This is a genomic window from Bacillus cereus group sp. BfR-BA-01310 (assembly GCF_022664325.1).
Lineage (GTDB): Bacteria > Bacillota > Bacilli > Bacillales > Bacillaceae_G > Bacillus_A > Bacillus_A paramycoides.
In genome coordinates this window covers 254,649-273,825 of record NZ_JAKUHD010000004.1, presented here as the reverse complement: position 1 = coordinate 273,825, position 19,177 = coordinate 254,649, and the positions used below count along the sequence as shown (strand labels likewise).

The window sequence follows — 19,177 nt, the reverse complement described above, 5'->3', positions numbered from 1 at the left end:
GATCTCAAATATTTGGGAGATAAGGTGGTTTTTTATTTTATGTTGCATCGATATGTAGCTCTTCTCCGCTTACTTTCGTAAATCTTAAAATATTTTTATTAGAGGAAGAGTAGCGCACGAAATGATGTTGCAATGTACAAATCATTTCTTCGTTATCGAACAAAAGAATATTTACTCCTTCGCACGGTCCATCTTTCGGTAAGAATGATAAATAATTATGACAATACATGCAATCATATAAAGAGTAATTAAGCGATTGCAATGAGTCGGTTAACAATGTAAAGACAGAGTCGGGTAACTCCTCAAGCCATTCATTATAGCTAAGAAGTAATTTTTTTCGAATTCGTATCATTTCCCCGTTTTGAAGAGGGTGTTGTTCATTTGCAATTTGTAATATGTTTTGTTCATAAAAACGCGCTGGTAGCCAATTGTTGTTATATAAAATTTCAAAACCATCATCGGCGATATCTTCTAATAAAAAAGCTTCATCATTTTCATCATCAAAGAATACCCATTCATTGTTTATATATTCCACATTACCGATTGTATGGGCGCGCGGTTGGTTATACAAAATATGTTTACGTTGTGCCATAGTTCATTTCTCCTTTTATAGAAGTAGTTATTCTTGTTATGGACAGTTCGTACGTTCTTTATAACTAGACACACCTAAAGATAGATGGGCATACAATAAAACACGCTACACACAGTGAAACTGCTATTCCATATATGGATAGTTAGTTATCGTCAAGTTTGTTGTTTTTATGTATCCGCACTCATAGGGTGGGGATTACTGCACGTTCAGAAACTGATATTAGATTAGGAAGGATGATTCTTATGTGCGGGATTACAGGATGGGTGGATTATAAACGCTCATTAGAAGGGGAAAGGGACGTCGTGACGAAGATGGCGGAAACGCTAGCGAAACGTGGACCAGATGATAACAAAGTTTGGATTAAAGGGAACGTCGCATTTGGGCATAAGCGGTTAATCGTTGTAGATCCTGAAGGTGGTAAACAGCCAATGACTTGTTTAAAAGACGAAACGAGTTATGCGATTTGCTATAACGGAGAGCTCTATAATACAGAAGATATTCGGAAAGAGTTATTAAGAAGAGGTTATACATTTAAAGGGCATTCTGATACAGAAGTACTATTGGCATCTTATATTGAATGGAAGGAAGAATGTGTCGATCATTTAAACGGTATATATGCGTTTGCAGTATGGGATGAGAAAAATGAAAGAGTCTTTATTGCCAGAGATCGATTAGGTGTAAAGCCACTATTTTATAAATATGATAGCGGCCGATTATTATTTGGTTCAGAGTTAAAAGCGATATTGGCACATCCAGATGTAAAGACTGAAGTAACGTTAGAAGGGTTGTCAGAAATATTCGGTTTAGGGCCATCTCGAACTCCTGGTCACGGTATATATGCTGGTATTCAAGAACTGCGCCCGGGCCATGCAATGACGTTCTCAAAAGACGGTTTATGTATATGGAGATATTGGAATGTGGAAAGTAAAAAACATGAAGATTCATTTGAAGAAACAGTAGAGAAAACACGTTTTTTATTACAGGATGCGATTACGAGACAATTAGTTTCTGACGTACCGCTATGTACATTTTTATCAGGTGGTGTAGATTCAAGTGCTATAACAGCAATTGCCGCAAATGAATATGAAAGATCAGGGAAAGGGCAATTGCACACGTATTCTATTGACTATGAAGATAACGAAAAATATTTTAAGGCGAATGCATTTCAGCCAAATTCAGACGCACCTTTTATCAATTTAATGACGGAAACGTTTCGAACGACCCATCATCGTTGCGTCATTTCAAATGAACAACTAGCACAGTATTTAACAGAAGCAGTGCTCGTTCGCGATTTGCCTGGTATGGCAGATATTGATTCTTCATTATTATGGTTTTGCCGTGAAATAAAACAAGATTTTGTCGTTGGTTTATCCGGAGAATGTGCAGATGAAATATTCGGTGGTTATCCATGGTTTTATAGAGAAGATGATTTACAGTCAAGTGCATTCCCATGGATGCGCTCTACAGAAGCGCGTGAACAACTTCTAAAGAAGGAGTGGAGAAGTAAACTAAATTTGCAACAATATGTACAGCGTCGCTATGAAGAATCCATTCAAGAAGTACCGATTTTAGAAGGGGAAAGTGCGCTAGAAGCGAAGAGACGACAGTTATTTTATTTAAACATGGTTTGGTTTATGACAACACTATTAGACAGAAAAGACCGTATGAGTATGGGGGCAAGCTTAGAAGTACGCGTTCCGTTTGCGGACCACCGACTTGTCGAATATGCTTGGAATATTCCTTGGGAAATGAAAATGTATAAAAACCGCGAAAAAGGTCTATTGCGTAAAGCGTTAGAGGGATTACTTCCAAATGATATATTGTATAGAAAGAAAAGCCCGTATCCGAAAACGCATAATCCGCACTATACGAAAGCAGTAACAGTATGGCTCCAAGAGTTATTAACGGATAAAGGATCAATTTTACATGAACTGTTCGATAAAGAGCAGCTGAGTGGATTGATCGAGTCTGGCGGAAGTGCATTTCAAACGCCTTGGTTCGGTCAATTAAACCCAATGTAACTACATTAAAAAAGTATAGTTGACCTGGGTTTAATATTTCCATTGTAAGTCCTTAATCTCTATTACAGGTGCAATAGGGTTTTTCCCTGTTCTCGCTGGTTTTATTACCTCGACAGATATAGACGATACAAATGAATTTACTGCAGCTTTCTTAGACTCATTGTTTAAATGGAACCATTCATCCTTTAATCGACTTAATAATTCTTTTATTTCAACGGAAGAAACGGTGTCTTCTGTATTAGCAAGTTGTTTTTGGATTGTGGTTTCTTCTTGTATAATTACAGCCATTTCTTTTTTATATTCATTTTGGGAAATGTCACCTTCTATGAATAAAAACTTTAGACGTGACTTTTTATCTTGAATTCTATTATATTGTTCTTGTAAATTACTTAGTTCTACAGGTTGATCTACAGTGTCATCAAGATCGATAATTACATCTTCTAATAAACTTAAAAATTCTCTTTCAATTACATCCTCTGAAATTTGAGGCATGTCACACATTCCTTTATGTTGTCGTGAACTACATCGATAAGACATTACGATTCTATTATGAGCCCTTACCTGTTTATGTCCCAAAAAGTGTTTCCCACATCTTGCGCATCTTAAAACATTGGAAAATACGAAAAAATTTTGCAATCTAACTTTTCCTATCTTTCTACTATTTTGGATTTGTTGAATGGTATACCATGTGTTTTTATCAATAAATGTTTCAAAGTCCTTCTGAGCGATATCTGTTAAGATATCATCTCCCCAGCGAATTTTACCAATGTAAATAGGGTTGTTTATAATATAACGTACAGCATCATAATTAAATATCTTCCCTTGTTTGGTCTTTATTCCACGACTGTTTAATGATTTTACAATACTCGTTACGCCTTTTATTTTATACGTCTCGAATATGAATTTTACAATTTCAGCTTCGGCATGATTTATATACAAGTTACCTTTCTTTTGGTCATACCCCATAGGTGATTTAGCCCCATTTCTAAGACCCAATTCAGCTTTTTTTTGCATGGAGTCTCGTACACGCTCTGCTGTTGTTTCTCGCTCCCATTGTGCGAGTGTCGCAACTAATGTGATAAACATTCTTCCGGTAGCAGTTGTTGTATCAAATATTTCTGTACTACTCTTAAATTTAACGTTATATTCGTCCATTGTTTTTAGAATGGAATGTAAGTCTGAAACAGAACGGGTGAAGCGATCTAATCTGTAAACGAGAATAATATCGAATTGTTTTTTCTTCATATCTTTTATCATTTGTTGAAAAGCAGGGCGTTCTGTATTTTTTGCACTGTACCCTTCATCACAGTAATCATCTACAACTACCCAATCTTGTGATTTGGCATATTGTTCAAGACGAAGTTTTTGCATATCTAATGAAATACCTTCTTCAACTTGCATGTCAGTGGATACACGTCTATAAATGACACATTTCATTAGTTAAGCTCCCTTCTTAATTAATTTATATTTTATGTATAGTCTTTATTTATTAGACGAATACAATGTGAAAATGCAGATTGTATTAAGGCTAATTATGAGTCGTAGTCAAACAAGTAGTTGACTCTTACTTACAGTGAGAATAACTCACTGCTATTTAGACTGAATGAATTCATATAGATCTTCCATATTTATATTAAGTTGAGACGCAATATTTTTAGCGGTTTGATAAGACATAACCCTATCGTTGTTTGCGTAAGAATGTATTTGTTGTTTAGCCATGCCGAGTTTCATTGCTAGTTCTACTTGAGTTAATTTCTTTTCTCTTAATATTTCATTCAGTCGACATTTGCCGACTACATACACCTTTTCACCGCCTAATTATTGAATTATTGGGCTTACGCTATATAAAAACTTTCCTATAATCTTTATATCTTCACAGTTATCTCGTGAGTATTGTTGGTCTTTAAAGCTTTCATCATGTGAACAAGGTTCTAAAATCATTAAATCCGTAAATTTATAAACCTTTTTTAAAGTTGCATAATGTCCATTTACAATTACAGCCGCTATTTCTCCATTTTCTACACCAGGTTGTTTTTTTATTACTGCGTAATGACCATTAGGAACAATTTTATTCATGGATTCACCATGAACAACGAGTCCAAACATTTCATCTATGTTACCTATTTGATATGGAGGAGTAATTCTATCAACTATATCTTGTACAGCTTCTATTGGTGTACCAGCCGCTATTTTACCGATTACAGGTATTTCACGTTTTTTTATTGGTCTTTTATTCGTGGTAGATGCTTTGTCACTAACAAATTGAAGTTCTCCGTTCACGACTTCAACTTTAACGTTTCTATAAGTTGTATCAATATCAGCTTTTGTTACACCGAATACAGCAGCCATTTTCTCTAAAACACCTGAGCTTGGTTTAGCCCTGTAATTCATATAATCACTTAATGTACTTCTTGCGATGCCGATTTGATTAGCTAAGTCAGATTGAGTCATATCCTTTTCTTTTAAAAACTTTTTTATGTTACTTACTATAGTTTGTTTTTGTAAATCAGTCATAACGTCACCTCCTATATTGACTACGTTTTTAATATATCATATTACGAATTGTTCGTAAAGTGTACGTCTTGTATGATTTTTTCGTACTTTTGTATTGAAATTACATAAATTTAGTAATACAATAAATCTCGAAGGAAGGGGGTTGCACAATGGATTATTTCAAAAGAACATTGAATGAACTTAGGGAAAGTGCAGGGTTCAATCAAGCAGAACTTGCGGATATATTAGAAGTATCCCCAAAAACGTTATGGTTATATGAACAGGATTCAACTAACATGCCAGATGAATTAATCAAAAAGTATATGTACTTATTTGATATTCCTTACGAGGATATATTTTTTGGACCTAAGTACGAAAAATTCGTACAAGTAAAAGAACGTGTTAAGGAAAGAGCGAGCGTTTTAAAAAAAATCGTTTCATGAAGTTGTATTTTAAATGGATAGTCCTACTGTCCCACATACATATAAATGCATTGAGGTGATAGAGGATGAGTGGGGGACAAATCATTCGTGATGAAAAAGGAAATGTTGTGAAAATAATACCTACAAAAGAACAGTGGAAGAAGTTTTTAACACCGTTAATACCAGCTGCACGGGAGCTCATTTTACAAAGGAAAATAGAGCAACGAAATAAGCAAAATGAAAGTAAATAATTTTTTTATCATATTTGCGAAATTTGACGATAAATGTTTGTTCTATAAATCAAAGGGGAGTGAAAAAAATGAACGGAGTATTATCCGCAAGTAAATTAATGAAAGCATCTGATGTTGTAAAGAAATGTGCTGAAATGCGCAAGAGTCCAGCGTTGTTACTTATTACTGAATTAGAAGCAAAGTGTCAGCTAAGGGAAATGAACCGTAAGGTTCGTACTCGAAGGGAGGTGAGTTGATTGATTAAGGTAGCGGATCATCAAATTGAAGACTTTTACGGTATTGAGATTAGGAAAGATGATACTTACTACATGTTCGGTCAAGATGCAGTGTTGGAGCATAACTTGAAAATGTACTTAATCGAAAAATATGAAGTACCATGCTTTCAAGCTCAATAAAAAAACACCTGCGCCAACAGGTGATTTAGAAAAACAAAATTCACAGTCATTATAGCATGAAATCCGATTGAGTAAAGGAGCGTTTTAAATGAATGAACAATTTGAAGTGAAGACTTCATATCTGGTAGTGGTGGGGAAAATGTTTGTTGCTAATGGCCTGTTTATTACAAACTTCTCTAAAAATATAAATGATGCTACGGAATTTGATTACGATACAGCAAAAGAACTGGCTTTCCAATTTGGTGGTATGGCAATTAGAAAAACCATTAATTATGAAGTAGTTGGTGCCTGAAATGAATATTAAAGAAATTGCAGAATATGTACAAGCTATTAATTTGGCTAAAAATAATGGAATTTTGAATGTCTTTGGAAACGAAGTGCAAGTAACCGATGAATTGTTTGAAGAACTTTTAAACGAAAAAGGAAGTTTAGAAGTAGTAACAAGAGATTGTTCTGATTATCCTTTTCGAGCTAACTTCAAGACAAACGGAATAACCTATTATTCTATCCACACTGAGGAAGCAATTAAAAATATATTTGGAGGTAATATCAATGAACTCATTACAAGCAATTGAACTAGCGGAAGTTGATGATTTACAAGTAGCGGAGCAACAATTTGAAATTACGGATATGAACGGATTGAATTGGGCTTTCCGTAAAATTTCAGCTCTTAAAGCACAAGAAAAGGAAGTTACAACGTTAGCAAATGTTGAACGTGATCGTATTACTGAGTGGGAGCAAAAAGAATTAAATCCCATCCACAATAGTATTTCATTCTTTGAAACTCATATCCAACGTTACCATGCGGAACAACTTGCAGCGAATCCAAAGCAGAAAACTATTAGTACGCCTTACGGTAAAACAAAAACTCGTAAGAGTAGTGAAGCGCCAGAGCAAAAAGATAAAGCCCAGGTACTTCAATATGCTATTGAAAACCATCTTGATGATTGCTTAAAAACAGAAGTTAAATGGGGTGATTTGAAGAAGAAATTCAAGATTGAAGAAATTAGCGGTGAAAAAGTAATTGTGGATGAGGATGGACAAATTGTTCCAGGGGTGACGGTTAAGCCTGAATCTATTTCTTATAGTGTGGAGGTGTAACAATGCAAATAACTAATGCGAGTGAAATTACAAATGTACAAAAAACATATTTGATTTATGGTCCTCCTGGTATGGGAAAAACAACATCAATTAAATACTTTCCTGGAAAGACACTTGTACTAGATGTGGATCGTACATCAAAGGTTCTAAGAGGTCAAGAAAATATAGACATAGTGTATGTAGAAAACACGAATACATGGGAAGCGTGGGAAAAGTTAATTCTTGATTTAGATAAGAATTATAAAAATGTTTACGACAATATTGTGGTAGACAACATAAGTGAATTAGAGCGCTGCTTATTATCTGATCTTGGAAGTAAAGGGAAAAACAAAGGCGTTCCATCTCAAGGAGATTATCAATATATGCAATTCCGAGTGGTTAATAGTTTGCGATATTTAAAGAATTTGGGTGCAAATCTGATATGGACCGCTTGGGAAACAGATGATTTATACATTGATAGTAGCGGTCAACAATATAACCGTAGCTATCCACAAATCAATAAAAAAATCATGAACAACGTTCTTGGATTATGTGATGTTGTAGGGCGTTTAATGGTTAAAAGCGATGGTGAACGTGGTTTTGTACTAAGTGCGACCAATAGCACATATGCGAAGAATCAATTAGATGACCGTCAAGGTTGCGTACAAGAAGAATTAATAAAGGCATCAACAAACTAAAATAAAACAAAGAACAGGGAGAGATTAATATGTCATTTTTCAAAATGGATGAAGTAGAAGAAGTAAAAGGATTTTCATTAATTGAGGTAGGAAATTATGAAGTGGTTGTATTAAATGCGGTCGATGGTTTAACGGAAAAAGGAAAACCTAAATTAACAATAGATTTTGAAATTCGTTCAGATGTTCCTCAAGATCATCAAGGTCAAAAAGTTAGATATACAACATTTACTTTTGAACATCCAACAGCTAAGGGGATTGCAAAGTCATTCTTATTAGCTTGTGGTATGCCTAAAAATTACAGTCCACAAAGTCCTGCACAAATGGCGAAAGATGTTTTCAATAAGCATTTAAATGTCTATATCACACATGATAAAAAAGATGATGGGCGTGTATTCCCAAAAGTATCAAGTTATAGCGCATCAAAGGTGAACCCACCAATGCAAACAAGTGCACCGGTTACTGTTGGTGATGATGATTTACCATTCTAAAGAACTAAATAGAGAGGTCGTTTTTTCGACTTCTCTTTTTTATACCCTAAAAAGCTAATTGGAGGGCGCAATGAAAGAAAATCCATACAATTTTAATGAAATTTCTACAGAGTTAAAAGCCCTTCCGCAATGGATTTTATGGCGTAAGGAAAAAAGAAACGGCAAACCAACAAAAGTACCGTATCAAGTAGATGGAGAAATGGCGCAAGCAAATAACAGACGTACTTGGTCAACGTTTGCAACAGCAGTCAAATTCTATTTAGAAGGTGACTATGACGGAATAGGATTTGTATTTAGTAGGCAAGACAATTACATCGGAATAGATATTGATAGGTGTGTTGTAGATGGGAAAACAAATACCTTCTCAACAGAAATTATCGATACATTAGATAGCTATACAGAGTTTTCACCATCGGAAAAAGGCATTCACATCATTATCAAAGGGAACCTTCCACAATCTGTTTTAGGTACTGGACGGAAAAATACAAAGCATGGTTTGGAAATTTACTCATACGGTCGTTTCTTTACCTTCACTGGAAACCGTGAAAATTCCAATGATGTATATGAGCGCACGGATGAACTAGCTGAGGTATTCGAAAAATATTTTGATGATAGCGACATTCAGGGGCGTGTGAATCTAGCGGAATTTGAAAAAGACGAAATCAAAATTTCAAACGATGCTTTATGGGAAAGAATGTTTAGAAGTAAAAATGGTGATGAAATTCGTTCGTTATACAATGGCAGCTTAATAAATGATGATCATTCGGCAACTGATCTTGCTTTATGTAACCACTTAGCTTTCTGGACAGGTAAATCAGCAACTCGAATGGATACGATGTTCCGTGAGACTAGTTTAATTCGTGACAAATGGGACGTTATCCATTTTAGCGATACAAATGAAACATATGGAGAAAGAACGATAGGAACAGCCATTTCATCTACTTCCACAACTATTTTAGATAATAAGCAACAATTCGAAGAATTTTCTTTTGATTTCATTAATGAAGATGCTGTTGAAGTTGTGGAGGACAAGCCGAAAAAGAAATTCCGTCTAACTGAACTAGGAAATGCGGAACGCATCGCATATGAATATGGGCATGTAATTAAATTTGTTAGTGATATCGGATGGTACATATGGGACGGTAAACGATGGAAGTTGGATACGAAAAAAGAGATTGAAAGAATAACGGCAAAGGTGCTTAGAAGCCTTTATAAATCAGAAGATGAAGCTGAAGTAAAATGGGCGCGGATGTGTGAAAGAAGAAATATCCGAATGAATAGCATTAAGGACCTTATGCCACTTGTACCAGGAGAACGTGAGGACTTTGATAAGCATAAATATTTGTTCAATGTTGAGAACGGCATTGTTGATTTAAAAACAGGAAAGCTGCAGCAACATGATCGGGAACTTGGTTTAACTAAAATAACCAATATTACGTTTGATGAAAATGCAAAATGTCCAGAATGGATTAATTTCTTAGAGCAAATTTTCCAAGGAGACAAAGAACTGGTTGAGTACATGCAACGGTTAATCGGCTACTCGCTAACAGGAGAAATCACGGAACAAATAATGGTTTTCCTAATTGGTGGAGGTTCCAACGGAAAATCGACCTTTATCAATATTATTAAAGAGATTATGGGTGACTATGGAAAACAAGCTAAGTCAGACACTTTTATCAAAAAGAAAGAAACTGGAGCCAATAATGATATTGCTAGATTAGTGGGAGCCCGTTTTGTATCTGCGATTGAGAGTGAAGAGGGTGAACAACTCTCGGAAGCTTTTGTAAAGCAAATAACAGGCGGTGAGCCAGTGCTTGCACGATTCCTTCGACAGGAGTATTTCGAATTCATACCAGAGTTCAAGGTGTTCTTTACGACAAACCACAAGCCAGTAATTAAAGGTGTAGATGAAGGAATTTGGAGACGAATTCGCTTGGTTCCATTCAATCTACAGTTACCAAAAGAAAAACGTGATAAGAAGTTACCAGAGAAACTAAGCCTAGAAATGCCAGGTATTCTAAATTGGGTGATTAAGGGTTGCTTGAAGTGGCAGAAGTCGGGGCTGAATGATCCAGCGACGGTAATGAAAGCGACAGGCGATTACAAGGAAGAAATGGATATACTTGGTCCCTTTATGTTTGAATGTTGTTTCAAAAGAGAAGATGTTCAAATTGAAGCAAAAGAATTATATGAAGTTTATTCCAATTGGTGTTTCAGAAATGGTGAACACCAATTAAAAAATAGAGCGTTTTATAGAATTTTAGAATCACAAGGTTTGAAGAGAGAACGAGGTAACAGAAATAAGTATTTCATCAAAGGTGTTACTTTAGTGGAGCGAAAAAATACTTTTACACAGCAAAAGTTACTGAAAAACGATGGAAATAGCGAAAGTGTTACTAAAAGTAACACATTTAAAATCACTTAAAACCCTTGGTATATAAGGGCTCAAGGTACTTTTTATACTCTTTTTGTTACTTTTGTTACTAAAAATATATATAAACAAAAAAATAATATATATATAAGTATTCTATTAGGGGGCTTAATGCTCAAAATAGGTAACAAAAGTAACAGAAGTGCTTCAATCCTTTGTGGCTCTAAGGATGAACCGTGTTACTTTTTAGTAACACATGCGGATTTTCGGTGTTATTTAGTAACACTTATAAGTAACTTTTGATAACAGGGGTGGTAGATTTGCAGGTTTTATTAATTTTAAGTGCGATTTGGAAATCAGGTGCAAATATCTATCTTGATAAAAATGATGATCAAGTTGCGATAAAAAAAGAGAATTTAATTCCAACGGAAGTCATGCAAGCTGCCGAACAAAACTATCAAGCTATTTATGATTGGTTTAAATCTTGGAAAGATGAAAGTGCGGAGGAAATCACGCTAATGAAGATATTTCATCATTTTTGTGGGTGGAAACATAATCAAAAATTACACGCTTGGTTACTTGATGAAGAAGATTCATTGCAACTGTTCTATGAGTGGACGATTGTCCTTGCTAATAACGGTTGGATAGATGTTTATGATGATCATCGTCAATTTGAAAATGATGAATCGAATGTAATGGCAAGAAAGATATATGAACGTGCGGTTGCATATGCGAAGAAAGGAGCATGAGAATGATTCGTTTTCATTACACAGATAAAGAAATAAACAACATCCTTAAAATACTAACAATCGTGATTGATACTCGTGAAAACGTAAATGGTCATATCCTTGATTATTTAAATCAAAAAGATATACCGGTAAAGATTCAAAAGCTAGATACGGGCGATTACGGTTGCATGATTCCAAAAAATGAAGAGTTGGGAATACCACGTGATATTTATTTAGATAGCCGAGTAGAACGGAAAGCCCACATGGATGAGATTACAGGGAACTTACAAAAGGATACGCAAACAGCGTTTGAAAATGAATTGATTCGTTCGAAAGACATTCCATTCACTTTAATTGTGGAAGACCCTAAAGGCTATGAAAAAATGTTAAAAGGTCAGTATCGTTCGAAATACAGCCCGTTAGCATTACTTGGAAGACTCAATACATTTAAAGCGAAATACGGTTTTGAAATTGTGTATTTAGATAACAAGTACAGTGGTAACTGGATATATTATCACTTTTATTATCAAGCAAGACACTATCTGAAAACAGGAGCTTTTTAATATGACTTATTCTCGTGAAGAACAAGAAACTACACTGGTTTTTGATAATAGTACAGGTCAGTGGAATGTATACTCTATCGTTCCGAAACACATTAGAAAACTAGCTAATCTATGTGAATTACAAACCTTAGAAGAAGAGGATGGAAGACCAACAGCTGTTAAAGGCATTCTTCAAGAAAAACAAGTAACAATGAAAAATTTACGAGTTATGACGGAAGAACAAAGACAGAAAGCGGCTGAAAGACTTTCTAAGGCTAGAAACGTACAGAAATAACAGAAAAACTTTAGTTCTAATATCAATCTAATACAAAAGGAGCCTGAACCATGACAAACGTAAAATTGAACGTATTATTCAAGAAAATGCAAAAGGACGATAAAAAGGAAGTTTTAATGTTTCATGTATTAAGTGATGAACTTCCACATGCTGATGATCTATTAAAAATGCCAGGTACTATTGTTTACCTAACTGTGGAGAAGAGTGATGTTGAACCAATTGGTGCTGAATTTGCTTCTATTCAACGTGATAGTAAAAAAACTGCCCTGAAATTCAATGTAAAAGGTGATATGAAAGATAAAATTAATAAACTTTATCCGTTTGCTGGTGAAAATGTTTCTATCATTCTTGAACCTTCACAAATGTCTATTGATGAATTTTATGAATGATTTATAACGAAAGCGTTATTTGGTAGATAACAAGCGGATGAAATGTTCAAGTAATTATCAAGGTGTATACGTTTGGTTTAAGGGAGAGCAAGACCTGGTATGAGTGTCAAGTTACTTGGTGATACAGAAAAACTCTTAAGTTTATATTGAACTTAAGAGTCAAATTTTTAATTATGCAACTGTTCACGAAGTGTTCTCATGTAAGTTAGGATTGAGGTTTTAGCAATGAAAGATAAAAGTCTGTAGTTTATAAGAAGTTTTTCTTCAAACCCTTTTTTATCATTCCACATGCTTACTTTCTCGAAAAAACGTTCTGAAGTGTCAGGAGAGGTATGAGGAGGTGCTTTTCCTTCATGAGTAAATTTAGAACGGTACCTATATGTATCCTCAACGATTTTTTTCAGGTCTTTTGTTTTTAAATCGTCTGGGTAGACTTCATACCATTTTTTTTCTGTTAACCAACTGAAATCTCCTGTGTCTCCATAGGACGCCAATCTGTCTTCATCTTGATGTTCTAATTCAAACCATTGTGAACTTGGGCAATACTGTGAAACAAACTTGGTAAACCGTTTTGTTAGTTGGTCACTATTATTTCTGTAATTCCTAAATTGATTTAACAAGCTTTTAATTGGTTTATGTTCTTGCGCTAATTCTTCCCATTTTTTTTCTTGTGGATCTTCTGTTATTTCAGGCAGTATCGCAATTTGGGCAATGGCTTCAATAGCAGATACAAGTAGATAGTAAGCTAATGCAAAGTCATCTCTTTTGTTAATATGAGCCAAATTTATTAAGCGAATGGCTTGCATAAATTTTTCATAATCTTCGTACGGCAGTTCGTGAAGTATATTGACAATTTCATCTAATTCTGAGGTGAACTGCTGAATTTTCTTCTCAGGAATAGTTGTACTTACAGCTCCAGTTCCAGCAACTTTATTAGGAAGTATTAGAGCTAGAGCGTCATAATTTAAAAGGCCTGGGTATGAATCTCTAGGAGCTTTAGCTGGGCGAGAAGTGACAAAAGATATTAAAGAACTTAATGCAATAGTGTATAGATGACTATTGAAGCGCACTGTATAGTCTAAAAAAGTTACAGGAGCAATAAAACTCCTATAAGGAGAACTACCAAAATTTATACTTTTTGTAGGGTGAATTTTAAAGTTTTTAAAGTTTAGTTCGTACGGTAATTCAAAGTCCAAAACAATATGTTCTATTTTCTCCGAATTGTCTTTCATGACAATGTGAGAAGTATTTTCGGGTCGAAAGATATTAATGCACTCTTGAAACATAATATGGTCAGCAGAAACAGGCCTTACCATATAATCCCTCCTTTTTCTAAATATAGTAATAGACTAGCATATAGAAGTAGTATTAGAAAAGAATATTGTTTTTTAAAGTTTTCACAATAACGCGTTTACTTTATGGAATTTATAAATGACCAGAATCGAACAAATGTGGAAAAAATATTAACTGTTTAATAATTAATTCTTCTATTAGAACAAATAATAATTATGTAAATATCAGACATGTTCAATATTTAATTAATATAATATTTTAGTTTAAGGTGCTAAATGAATAAAAAAGAAATTTTTAGACAGTTTTTGAGTTGTATAAAAGGAGGTGAATCATCATTTGTTTGACTGGCTGAAAGACTATCAGAAATTAGAAGAAGATATTGCTTATTTAGATTACAACTTAGACAAAACAAAAGCTGAATTAAAACGCTGGATCAGTGGTGATTTGCAAGATGTACGTTTAACTGCTGAATCGGAAGGTGCAAAAGTAGAGAAGCGTATAGAAGCGATTGAATACGAATTAGCACATAAGATGAATGAAATGCACAATTTGTTAGAACTAATTAGTAAGTTTAAAGGATTAGAAAATAAAGTGTTAAAAATGAAGTATGTGGACGGAATGACATTAGAAGAAATAGCTGAGGATATGAATTACAGTTCTAGTTATATCTATAAGAAACATGCTGAAATAATAAGAAGAATAAAGTTCGCTGAAGAACTTGCACTTTACTGACACCCAGTTTTATGAATGTTAACTCTTGAAAATATCGATTATAGTAATAACATAAGATTTTGACGAAAGGGCAACTGGTGCATGGTTGCTCTTTTGTAATGTCGTAATTTGACGAAGGTTTTTTGTAGGTGAATCTCATTTTTTGTCGAAATTGATATTTAGTGGATAAAAGTGAGGTGGAAAGAATGATTGATTTTCGACTAAAAAATGTATTTAAAGAAATTGAGAACGCTATTGAAAAAAAAGGATTAGCCCACTCGATTAAATTTGAAGATACAGATAGTAAAAATATTAAAGTTTTAGATGTTGAGGGAATTAGGGTTGGGAAATTAGTTATAACATATCCAGATGACAGAAGTGAGTCTATTGATTGTTGCAATGCTTCGATAAACTTTGAATTTTACTTAAAAGAAGATGAAGGTAATTTTGATTTTTTTATAGACAACCTTTGTTCATTTTCAAAAGCTAGATTTAATTCTTAGTATTTATAGCATCCTTTTAATGGTGTTTTCTTTATTGCAGGAAAATACCTTCCTTTTGTCGAATATTCAGATTTAAGGAGAGTGTAATTCGTGGTTATAGATTCTAAACAAAAAGCGCCTTTAGGAAACTTACGAATCATCAGAGATGAATTAAAAAAAAGAAATTGGGCTGTAGAAGCTTTTCTATTCCAGTATAAAAAGCAAGAATTTGTTGTTCTTGTGAAAGTCTTATCCGATAGAGAAAAGAAGGAAAATAAATACGCAATTGTAAACCTAGAGTTTATTAAAATGGGAAATGGGAACGAAAGTTATTGTGCATATGCAGATACGACTAAAATACATGTTCCTAATTTGACATCTTTTAGAAATTTTTTCGGGATTGAATATAAAGATAATTCAGGTGATATTACTAAACAATTTACAGAATATTTTTCTGCTTTTATTCCAAATCGAGTAATTAAAAATAAAGCGCCATTATTAAAAAATACTATTATAAATTACTTGAATAATAATAGAGAGGCAGGAATTGGTCGATACTGTTTTGATTTTAAAAGAAATGGAATGAAAAAAGATGGTACGCCTAAGCAAAGAAGACCTGAAAATAACCAGAAAGCAGAATCTCTGCGACCAGATTTATTTGAGAAACTGAAAGATTATATTGAATTCAGTTTTTGTTTTTCTGAGGATCCTTTAAAAGAGGAAACTGATGAAGGTATCTATCGCCGATGGGCAGCAAGAAACAATATTTTGTAAAATGTTCTTTCAAACATATAGTTATAAGATAAAGCATCCATTAATTTGGATGCTTTTTAATGTATAAAAAAAGAACCAAGCAAATTAAAGAAGACGGCATAAAAATAGTTAAATCAAGTTGACTAAATATTTTAAGCATCCTTTCGATGGTGTCTTTTTATTTTGGAGTGATTGCATGAATTTCTACAAGACACAGCAATGGAAGAGTAAAAGATTAAAAGTTTTAAAGCGTGATGAGTATCGATGCCAGGAATGTAAACGATATGGCAAGAACAAAGAAGCTACAACAGTACATCATATCCATCCATTAAGGAATAGGCTGGAGTTACGTTTAACAACGTGTAATCTGGTTAGCCTGTGTGGAAGGTGTCACGATAAGATGCATGACCGAGTGAGTGATGAGTTAACTGAGTTGGGTAAGCAATGGGTAGAACGTACGGAAAGGATGATGGTGAATGGAACTGTCTAAGCTTGAGATAGCAATTGTTATTGGTGCATTCGTTCAAGGGCTAGGTGATGAAGTACTTAATAACAATAATGATAATGATTTATTCAAACAATTAGATGAAGAATTAGAGAAGATTGTTAATAATTCAACACTAAAGCAAATGAAAGAAGCTGGTGAAAGTGTAGTTGGTAAATTCATTTATAGTTTATTTGAAAATAAAGAACAATGAATGAATACAAAACCAAACAACAGAAGCGTAAGTTCTATGATAGTGGTGAATGGAAACAGTTAAGAGAACAAGTAAAGAAGCGAGACAACTATGAGTGTCAGGAATGTAAACGTAACGGTCGCGTTCAAACAGACACCAATGAGTACAGTGAGAGTGCAAGGCGTAAGAAGATACAGTTAGTTGTCCATCATATAAAAGAACTCGAACATCATCCAGATCTTGCATTAGAGAAAGATAATCTTGAAACGGTTTGCGTTGATTGCCACAACAAAGAACACGGAAGAACATTTAAAAAGAAACCGAATAAATGGGAAAGCGATGAAAAATGGTAAAAATGATTTGAAAATAACACCCCCCTAAAATATTTCACTCTTTTTTCGTCTAAGGGGCACCGGAGGAGGGGGTCGATTTTCCAAATTTATCACTGTTTTCGCGCGTTATATTAAATTGGAAACTAATGTAAATCAGGAGGGAGGGGATCTAGTGGCTACAATCAGTCGTGAAACCTTGAGAGAACGTATTGAAAAAGACTTATACAGCCAATTGAAAAAGAAAAAAATCATTGGAAATCATTATGAAGATTTAGTTCAAGACTATTTATCATTGTGGGATTTAAAGTGTGAGCTTATCGATGATATTCAAGATACCGGAATAAAAATATCTGGTATGCATGGCCCAAAATCCAATCCTTCCATCAATGATTTACATAAAACCAATGATCGAATGATAAAGATTTTAGGCGCGCTTGGTTTGGAAGCATCTGCTGAAGTAAGTAATGTACCTCAAAAAAATACGCGCTCAGCTAAAGATTTAACATGATTCAAAATCAATACGTTGATGAATATATTGAAATGTATAAGACAGGGAAAATTAAGCTAAATAAAGAGCGCATAATGCTAATTGAGTACCTGGAGAAATACATTTTAATACGAGATGACCTGTATTTCGATAATGAAATGCATGAAGATTATATAAAATTCACTGAGAAATGGTATTTTGAATTGCAGCCGTTTCAAAAGTTCCTAACGGCATTTAATTTCTTGTTTTATAAAGAAGACGATTCTATTTTTTACGAGCAATTTCTTATTATGATGGCTCGTGGTGGTGGTAAAAATGGTTTGATTTCATCGTTATGCCATTTCTTCATTAGTCCACTACACGGAATAGATCGATACAATGTTTCGATTGTGGCCAACAATGAGAAGCAAGCAAAAGTATCGTTTCGTGAAGTGTATGATGCAATTGAAGGTAAAGAAGTATTAGAAGATATGTTTTATCGTACTAAGGTTGAAATCCTTGGTAATGATACGAAAAGTATTATGCAATATCACACATCAAATGCAAAGTCTAAGGATGGACTTCGTGACGGTTGTGTTATTTATGATGAAATACATCAATATGAAAACTTTGATGTAGTAAATGTATTCTCTAGTGGACTTGGAAAAGTGCCAAATGCTAGAGAATTTTTTATTGGTACAGATGGTTTTGTTCGTGATGGTTTCCTGGACAAGACGAAAGAACGAGCTATGAATATTCTAAAAGGAAAAGATTTAGAAGATCCATTATTTCCTTTCATCTGCAAAATTGATAATCCAGAAGAAATTGATAATCCTGATGTGTGGGAAAAAGCGAATCCGATGTTTAGCGAGCCGAGAAGTTCTTATGCTAAACAATTATTTAAAAAGGTATTAACTCAATATAAACAATTAGCAAATAATCCTTCAAACCGTGAAGAATTCATGACAAAGCGTATGAATTATCCCGAAACAGATTTAACAAAGTCTGTAGCTTCATGGGAAGAAATAATGCGTACTGGTTTTGAAGAAGATGGAGAAACACTTAGAGAAATTCCAGATTTAAAACACAAAGTAGCTGTGGGCGGCCTCGACTTCGCCAGCATCAAAGACTTCGCGGCGGTTGGTTTACTGTTTAAACATGATGAGGATTACATTTGGAAAACTCATTCCTTTGTCCGTAAAGGATTCTTGGACAAAGTTAAATTAAAAGCTCCTATCCAGGAATGGGAAGAACAAGGTTTGCTCACTATTCTAGATGAGCCCGTAATTAATATCTCACATATTGTAGATTGGTTTGTAAAAATGCGTGAGATATACGGATTCAATACAATAGTAGCCGATACATTCCGTCTTGATCTTGTTAAAACAGCACTTGAAGCTGAGGGATTCATATTGTTGTATATTCGTAATCCGAAGGCGATTCATTCTTTATTAGCACCAAGGGTTGAAACATTATTTGCAAACAATCGTATTATTTTTGGAGATAATCCATTAATGCGTTGGTACACCAACAACGTCTACGTCCACATCAAAAAAGACGGCAACAAAGAATATCTGAAGAAAGATGAATTTAAGCGCAAAACAGATGGATTCCAGGCTTTCATTCATGCATTATGGCAAGCGGATAATATTCTTGTGGATGAATTCGACTTTATGCTAGATGAAATTGATTTTTAAG

General features: G+C 34.2%; 26 protein-coding genes and 2 pseudogenes. 23 read left to right on the top strand and 5 right to left on the bottom strand.

Annotated features, from left to right (window positions below; translation table 11 throughout):
• Positions 1–37: 37 nt before the first annotated feature.
• Complete coding sequence (locus MR109_RS11885) at positions 38–592, bottom strand: DUF2777 domain-containing protein (protein ID WP_002170797.1); 555 nt, start codon at positions 590–592, stop codon at positions 38–40.
• 242 nt (positions 593–834) lie between these two features.
• Between MR109_RS11885 and asnB the strand changes: the two genes are divergently transcribed.
• Entirely contained in the window at positions 835–2,613 is a 1,779-nt protein-coding gene (gene asnB / locus MR109_RS11880; RefSeq protein WP_242272184.1) for an asparagine synthase (glutamine-hydrolyzing), read from the top strand.
• Between the two features lie 30 nt (positions 2,614–2,643).
• On the opposite strand, the gene MR109_RS11875 is transcribed toward asnB, so the two are convergent.
• The 3 genes from MR109_RS11875 to MR109_RS11865 form a co-directional block, all read right to left on the bottom strand.
• The gene (locus MR109_RS11875) at positions 2,644–4,050 is read right to left on the bottom strand and encodes a recombinase family protein (protein ID WP_242272183.1); all 1,407 of its coding nucleotides are present in this window, start codon (positions 4,048–4,050) and stop codon (positions 2,644–2,646) included.
• Positions 4,051–4,203: 153 nt separating this feature from the next.
• Positions 4,204–4,416 carry a helix-turn-helix domain-containing protein gene (locus tag MR109_RS11870; protein WP_242272181.1) on the bottom strand — a complete coding sequence of 71 codons (213 nt, stop codon included), beginning with the start codon at positions 4,414–4,416 and terminating at the stop codon, positions 4,204–4,206.
• A gap of 15 nt (positions 4,417–4,431) precedes the next feature.
• Entirely contained in the window at positions 4,432–5,127 is a 696-nt protein-coding gene (locus tag MR109_RS11865) for a LexA family protein (RefSeq protein ID WP_242272180.1), read from the bottom strand.
• Positions 5,128–5,276: 149 nt separating this feature from the next.
• Between MR109_RS11865 and MR109_RS11860 the strand changes: the two genes are divergently transcribed.
• The 14 genes and pseudogenes from MR109_RS11860 to MR109_RS11795 all read left to right on the top strand — a co-directional run.
• A complete protein-coding gene (locus MR109_RS11860; RefSeq protein WP_242272179.1) occupies positions 5,277–5,549 on the top strand; it encodes a helix-turn-helix transcriptional regulator in 273 nt (90 codons plus the stop codon).
• Between the two features lie 65 nt (positions 5,550–5,614).
• Positions 5,615–5,779 (top strand): hypothetical protein, encoded by a 165-nt coding sequence (locus MR109_RS11855; protein ID WP_176535355.1) that lies wholly within the window; start codon positions 5,615–5,617, stop codon positions 5,777–5,779.
• Positions 5,780–5,847: 68 nt separating this feature from the next.
• Entirely contained in the window at positions 5,848–6,015 is a 168-nt protein-coding gene (locus tag MR109_RS11850) for a hypothetical protein (protein WP_242272178.1), read from the top strand.
• Positions 6,016–6,174 carry a YqaI family protein gene (locus tag MR109_RS11845; RefSeq protein WP_374202574.1) on the top strand — a complete coding sequence of 53 codons (159 nt, stop codon included), beginning with the start codon at positions 6,016–6,018 and terminating at the stop codon, positions 6,172–6,174.
• An 88-nt stretch (positions 6,175–6,262) separates the two neighbouring features.
• Positions 6,263–6,466 (top strand): hypothetical protein, encoded by a 204-nt coding sequence (locus tag MR109_RS11840; protein WP_242272177.1) that lies wholly within the window; start codon positions 6,263–6,265, stop codon positions 6,464–6,466.
• Position 6,467: 1 nt separating this feature from the next.
• Positions 6,468–6,749 carry a hypothetical protein gene (locus MR109_RS11835; protein ID WP_242272176.1) on the top strand — a complete coding sequence of 94 codons (282 nt, stop codon included), beginning with the start codon at positions 6,468–6,470 and terminating at the stop codon, positions 6,747–6,749.
• The gene (locus tag MR109_RS11830; RefSeq protein WP_242272174.1) at positions 6,727–7,275 is read left to right on the top strand and encodes a host-nuclease inhibitor Gam family protein; all 549 of its coding nucleotides are present in this window, start codon (positions 6,727–6,729) and stop codon (positions 7,273–7,275) included. The genes MR109_RS11835 and MR109_RS11830 overlap by 23 nt, the downstream gene beginning before the upstream one ends.
• 2 nt (positions 7,276–7,277) lie before the next feature.
• On the top strand, positions 7,278–7,952 hold the full coding sequence (locus tag MR109_RS11825; RefSeq protein WP_242272173.1) for an AAA family ATPase: 675 nt from the start codon (positions 7,278–7,280) through the stop codon (positions 7,950–7,952).
• Positions 7,953–7,981: 29 nt separating this feature from the next.
• Positions 7,982–8,440 carry a DUF669 domain-containing protein gene (locus MR109_RS11820; protein ID WP_242272172.1) on the top strand — a complete coding sequence of 153 codons (459 nt, stop codon included), beginning with the start codon at positions 7,982–7,984 and terminating at the stop codon, positions 8,438–8,440.
• Between the two features lie 70 nt (positions 8,441–8,510).
• Positions 8,511–10,865 carry a phage/plasmid primase, P4 family gene (locus MR109_RS11815; protein ID WP_242272171.1) on the top strand — a complete coding sequence of 785 codons (2,355 nt, stop codon included), beginning with the start codon at positions 8,511–8,513 and terminating at the stop codon, positions 10,863–10,865.
• A 266-nt stretch (positions 10,866–11,131) separates the two neighbouring features.
• The gene (locus MR109_RS11810) at positions 11,132–11,560 is read left to right on the top strand and encodes a hypothetical protein (protein ID WP_242272170.1); all 429 of its coding nucleotides are present in this window, start codon (positions 11,132–11,134) and stop codon (positions 11,558–11,560) included.
• Between the two features lie 2 nt (positions 11,561–11,562).
• Entirely contained in the window at positions 11,563–12,102 is a 540-nt protein-coding gene (locus MR109_RS11805) for an ERCC4 domain-containing protein (protein ID WP_242272169.1), read from the top strand.
• Between the two features lies 1 nt (position 12,103).
• Complete coding sequence (locus tag MR109_RS11800) at positions 12,104–12,376, top strand: hypothetical protein (RefSeq protein ID WP_242272168.1); 273 nt, start codon at positions 12,104–12,106, stop codon at positions 12,374–12,376.
• 50 nt (positions 12,377–12,426) lie between these two features.
• Positions 12,427–12,762: pseudogene (locus MR109_RS11795) on the top strand (hypothetical protein); the annotation flags it as partial.
• Positions 12,763–12,932: 170 nt separating this feature from the next.
• On the opposite strand, the gene MR109_RS11790 reads toward MR109_RS11795, so the two are convergent.
• Positions 12,933–14,081, bottom strand: a complete 1,149-nt coding sequence (locus MR109_RS11790) for a hypothetical protein (RefSeq protein WP_242272166.1) — start codon at positions 14,079–14,081, stop codon at positions 12,933–12,935.
• Positions 14,082–14,394: 313 nt separating this feature from the next.
• Between MR109_RS11790 and MR109_RS11785 the strand changes: the two genes are divergently transcribed.
• The 8 genes and pseudogenes from MR109_RS11785 (at position 14,395) to MR109_RS11750 (ending at position 19,176) form a co-directional block, all read left to right on the top strand.
• On the top strand, positions 14,395–14,790 hold the full coding sequence (locus MR109_RS11785) for a sigma factor-like helix-turn-helix DNA-binding protein (RefSeq protein WP_242272165.1): 396 nt from the start codon (positions 14,395–14,397) through the stop codon (positions 14,788–14,790).
• A gap of 185 nt (positions 14,791–14,975) precedes the next feature.
• The gene (locus MR109_RS11780) at positions 14,976–15,272 is read left to right on the top strand and encodes a hypothetical protein (RefSeq protein WP_242272164.1); all 297 of its coding nucleotides are present in this window, start codon (positions 14,976–14,978) and stop codon (positions 15,270–15,272) included.
• Positions 15,273–15,362: 90 nt separating this feature from the next.
• On the top strand, positions 15,363–16,025 hold the full coding sequence (locus tag MR109_RS11775) for a DUF6037 family protein (protein WP_242272163.1): 663 nt from the start codon (positions 15,363–15,365) through the stop codon (positions 16,023–16,025).
• A 175-nt stretch (positions 16,026–16,200) separates the two neighbouring features.
• Positions 16,201–16,404: pseudogene (locus MR109_RS11770) on the top strand (HNH endonuclease); the annotation flags it as partial.
• A 76-nt stretch (positions 16,405–16,480) separates the two neighbouring features.
• Positions 16,481–16,702, top strand: a complete 222-nt coding sequence (locus tag MR109_RS11765) for a hypothetical protein (RefSeq protein ID WP_242272161.1) — start codon at positions 16,481–16,483, stop codon at positions 16,700–16,702.
• Complete coding sequence (locus tag MR109_RS11760; protein ID WP_242272160.1) at positions 16,699–17,034, top strand: HNH endonuclease; 336 nt, start codon at positions 16,699–16,701, stop codon at positions 17,032–17,034. The genes MR109_RS11765 and MR109_RS11760 overlap by 4 nt, the downstream gene beginning before the upstream one ends.
• A 151-nt stretch (positions 17,035–17,185) precedes the next feature.
• On the top strand, positions 17,186–17,521 hold the full coding sequence (locus tag MR109_RS11755; protein WP_242272159.1) for a P27 family phage terminase small subunit: 336 nt from the start codon (positions 17,186–17,188) through the stop codon (positions 17,519–17,521).
• Positions 17,518–19,176: a terminase TerL endonuclease subunit gene (locus MR109_RS11750; RefSeq protein WP_242272158.1), complete on the top strand. Its 1,659-nt coding sequence runs from the start codon at positions 17,518–17,520 to the stop codon at positions 19,174–19,176. Before MR109_RS11755 ends, MR109_RS11750 begins: the two co-directional genes overlap by 4 nt.
• The last annotated feature ends 1 nt before the right edge of the window (position 19,177 follow it).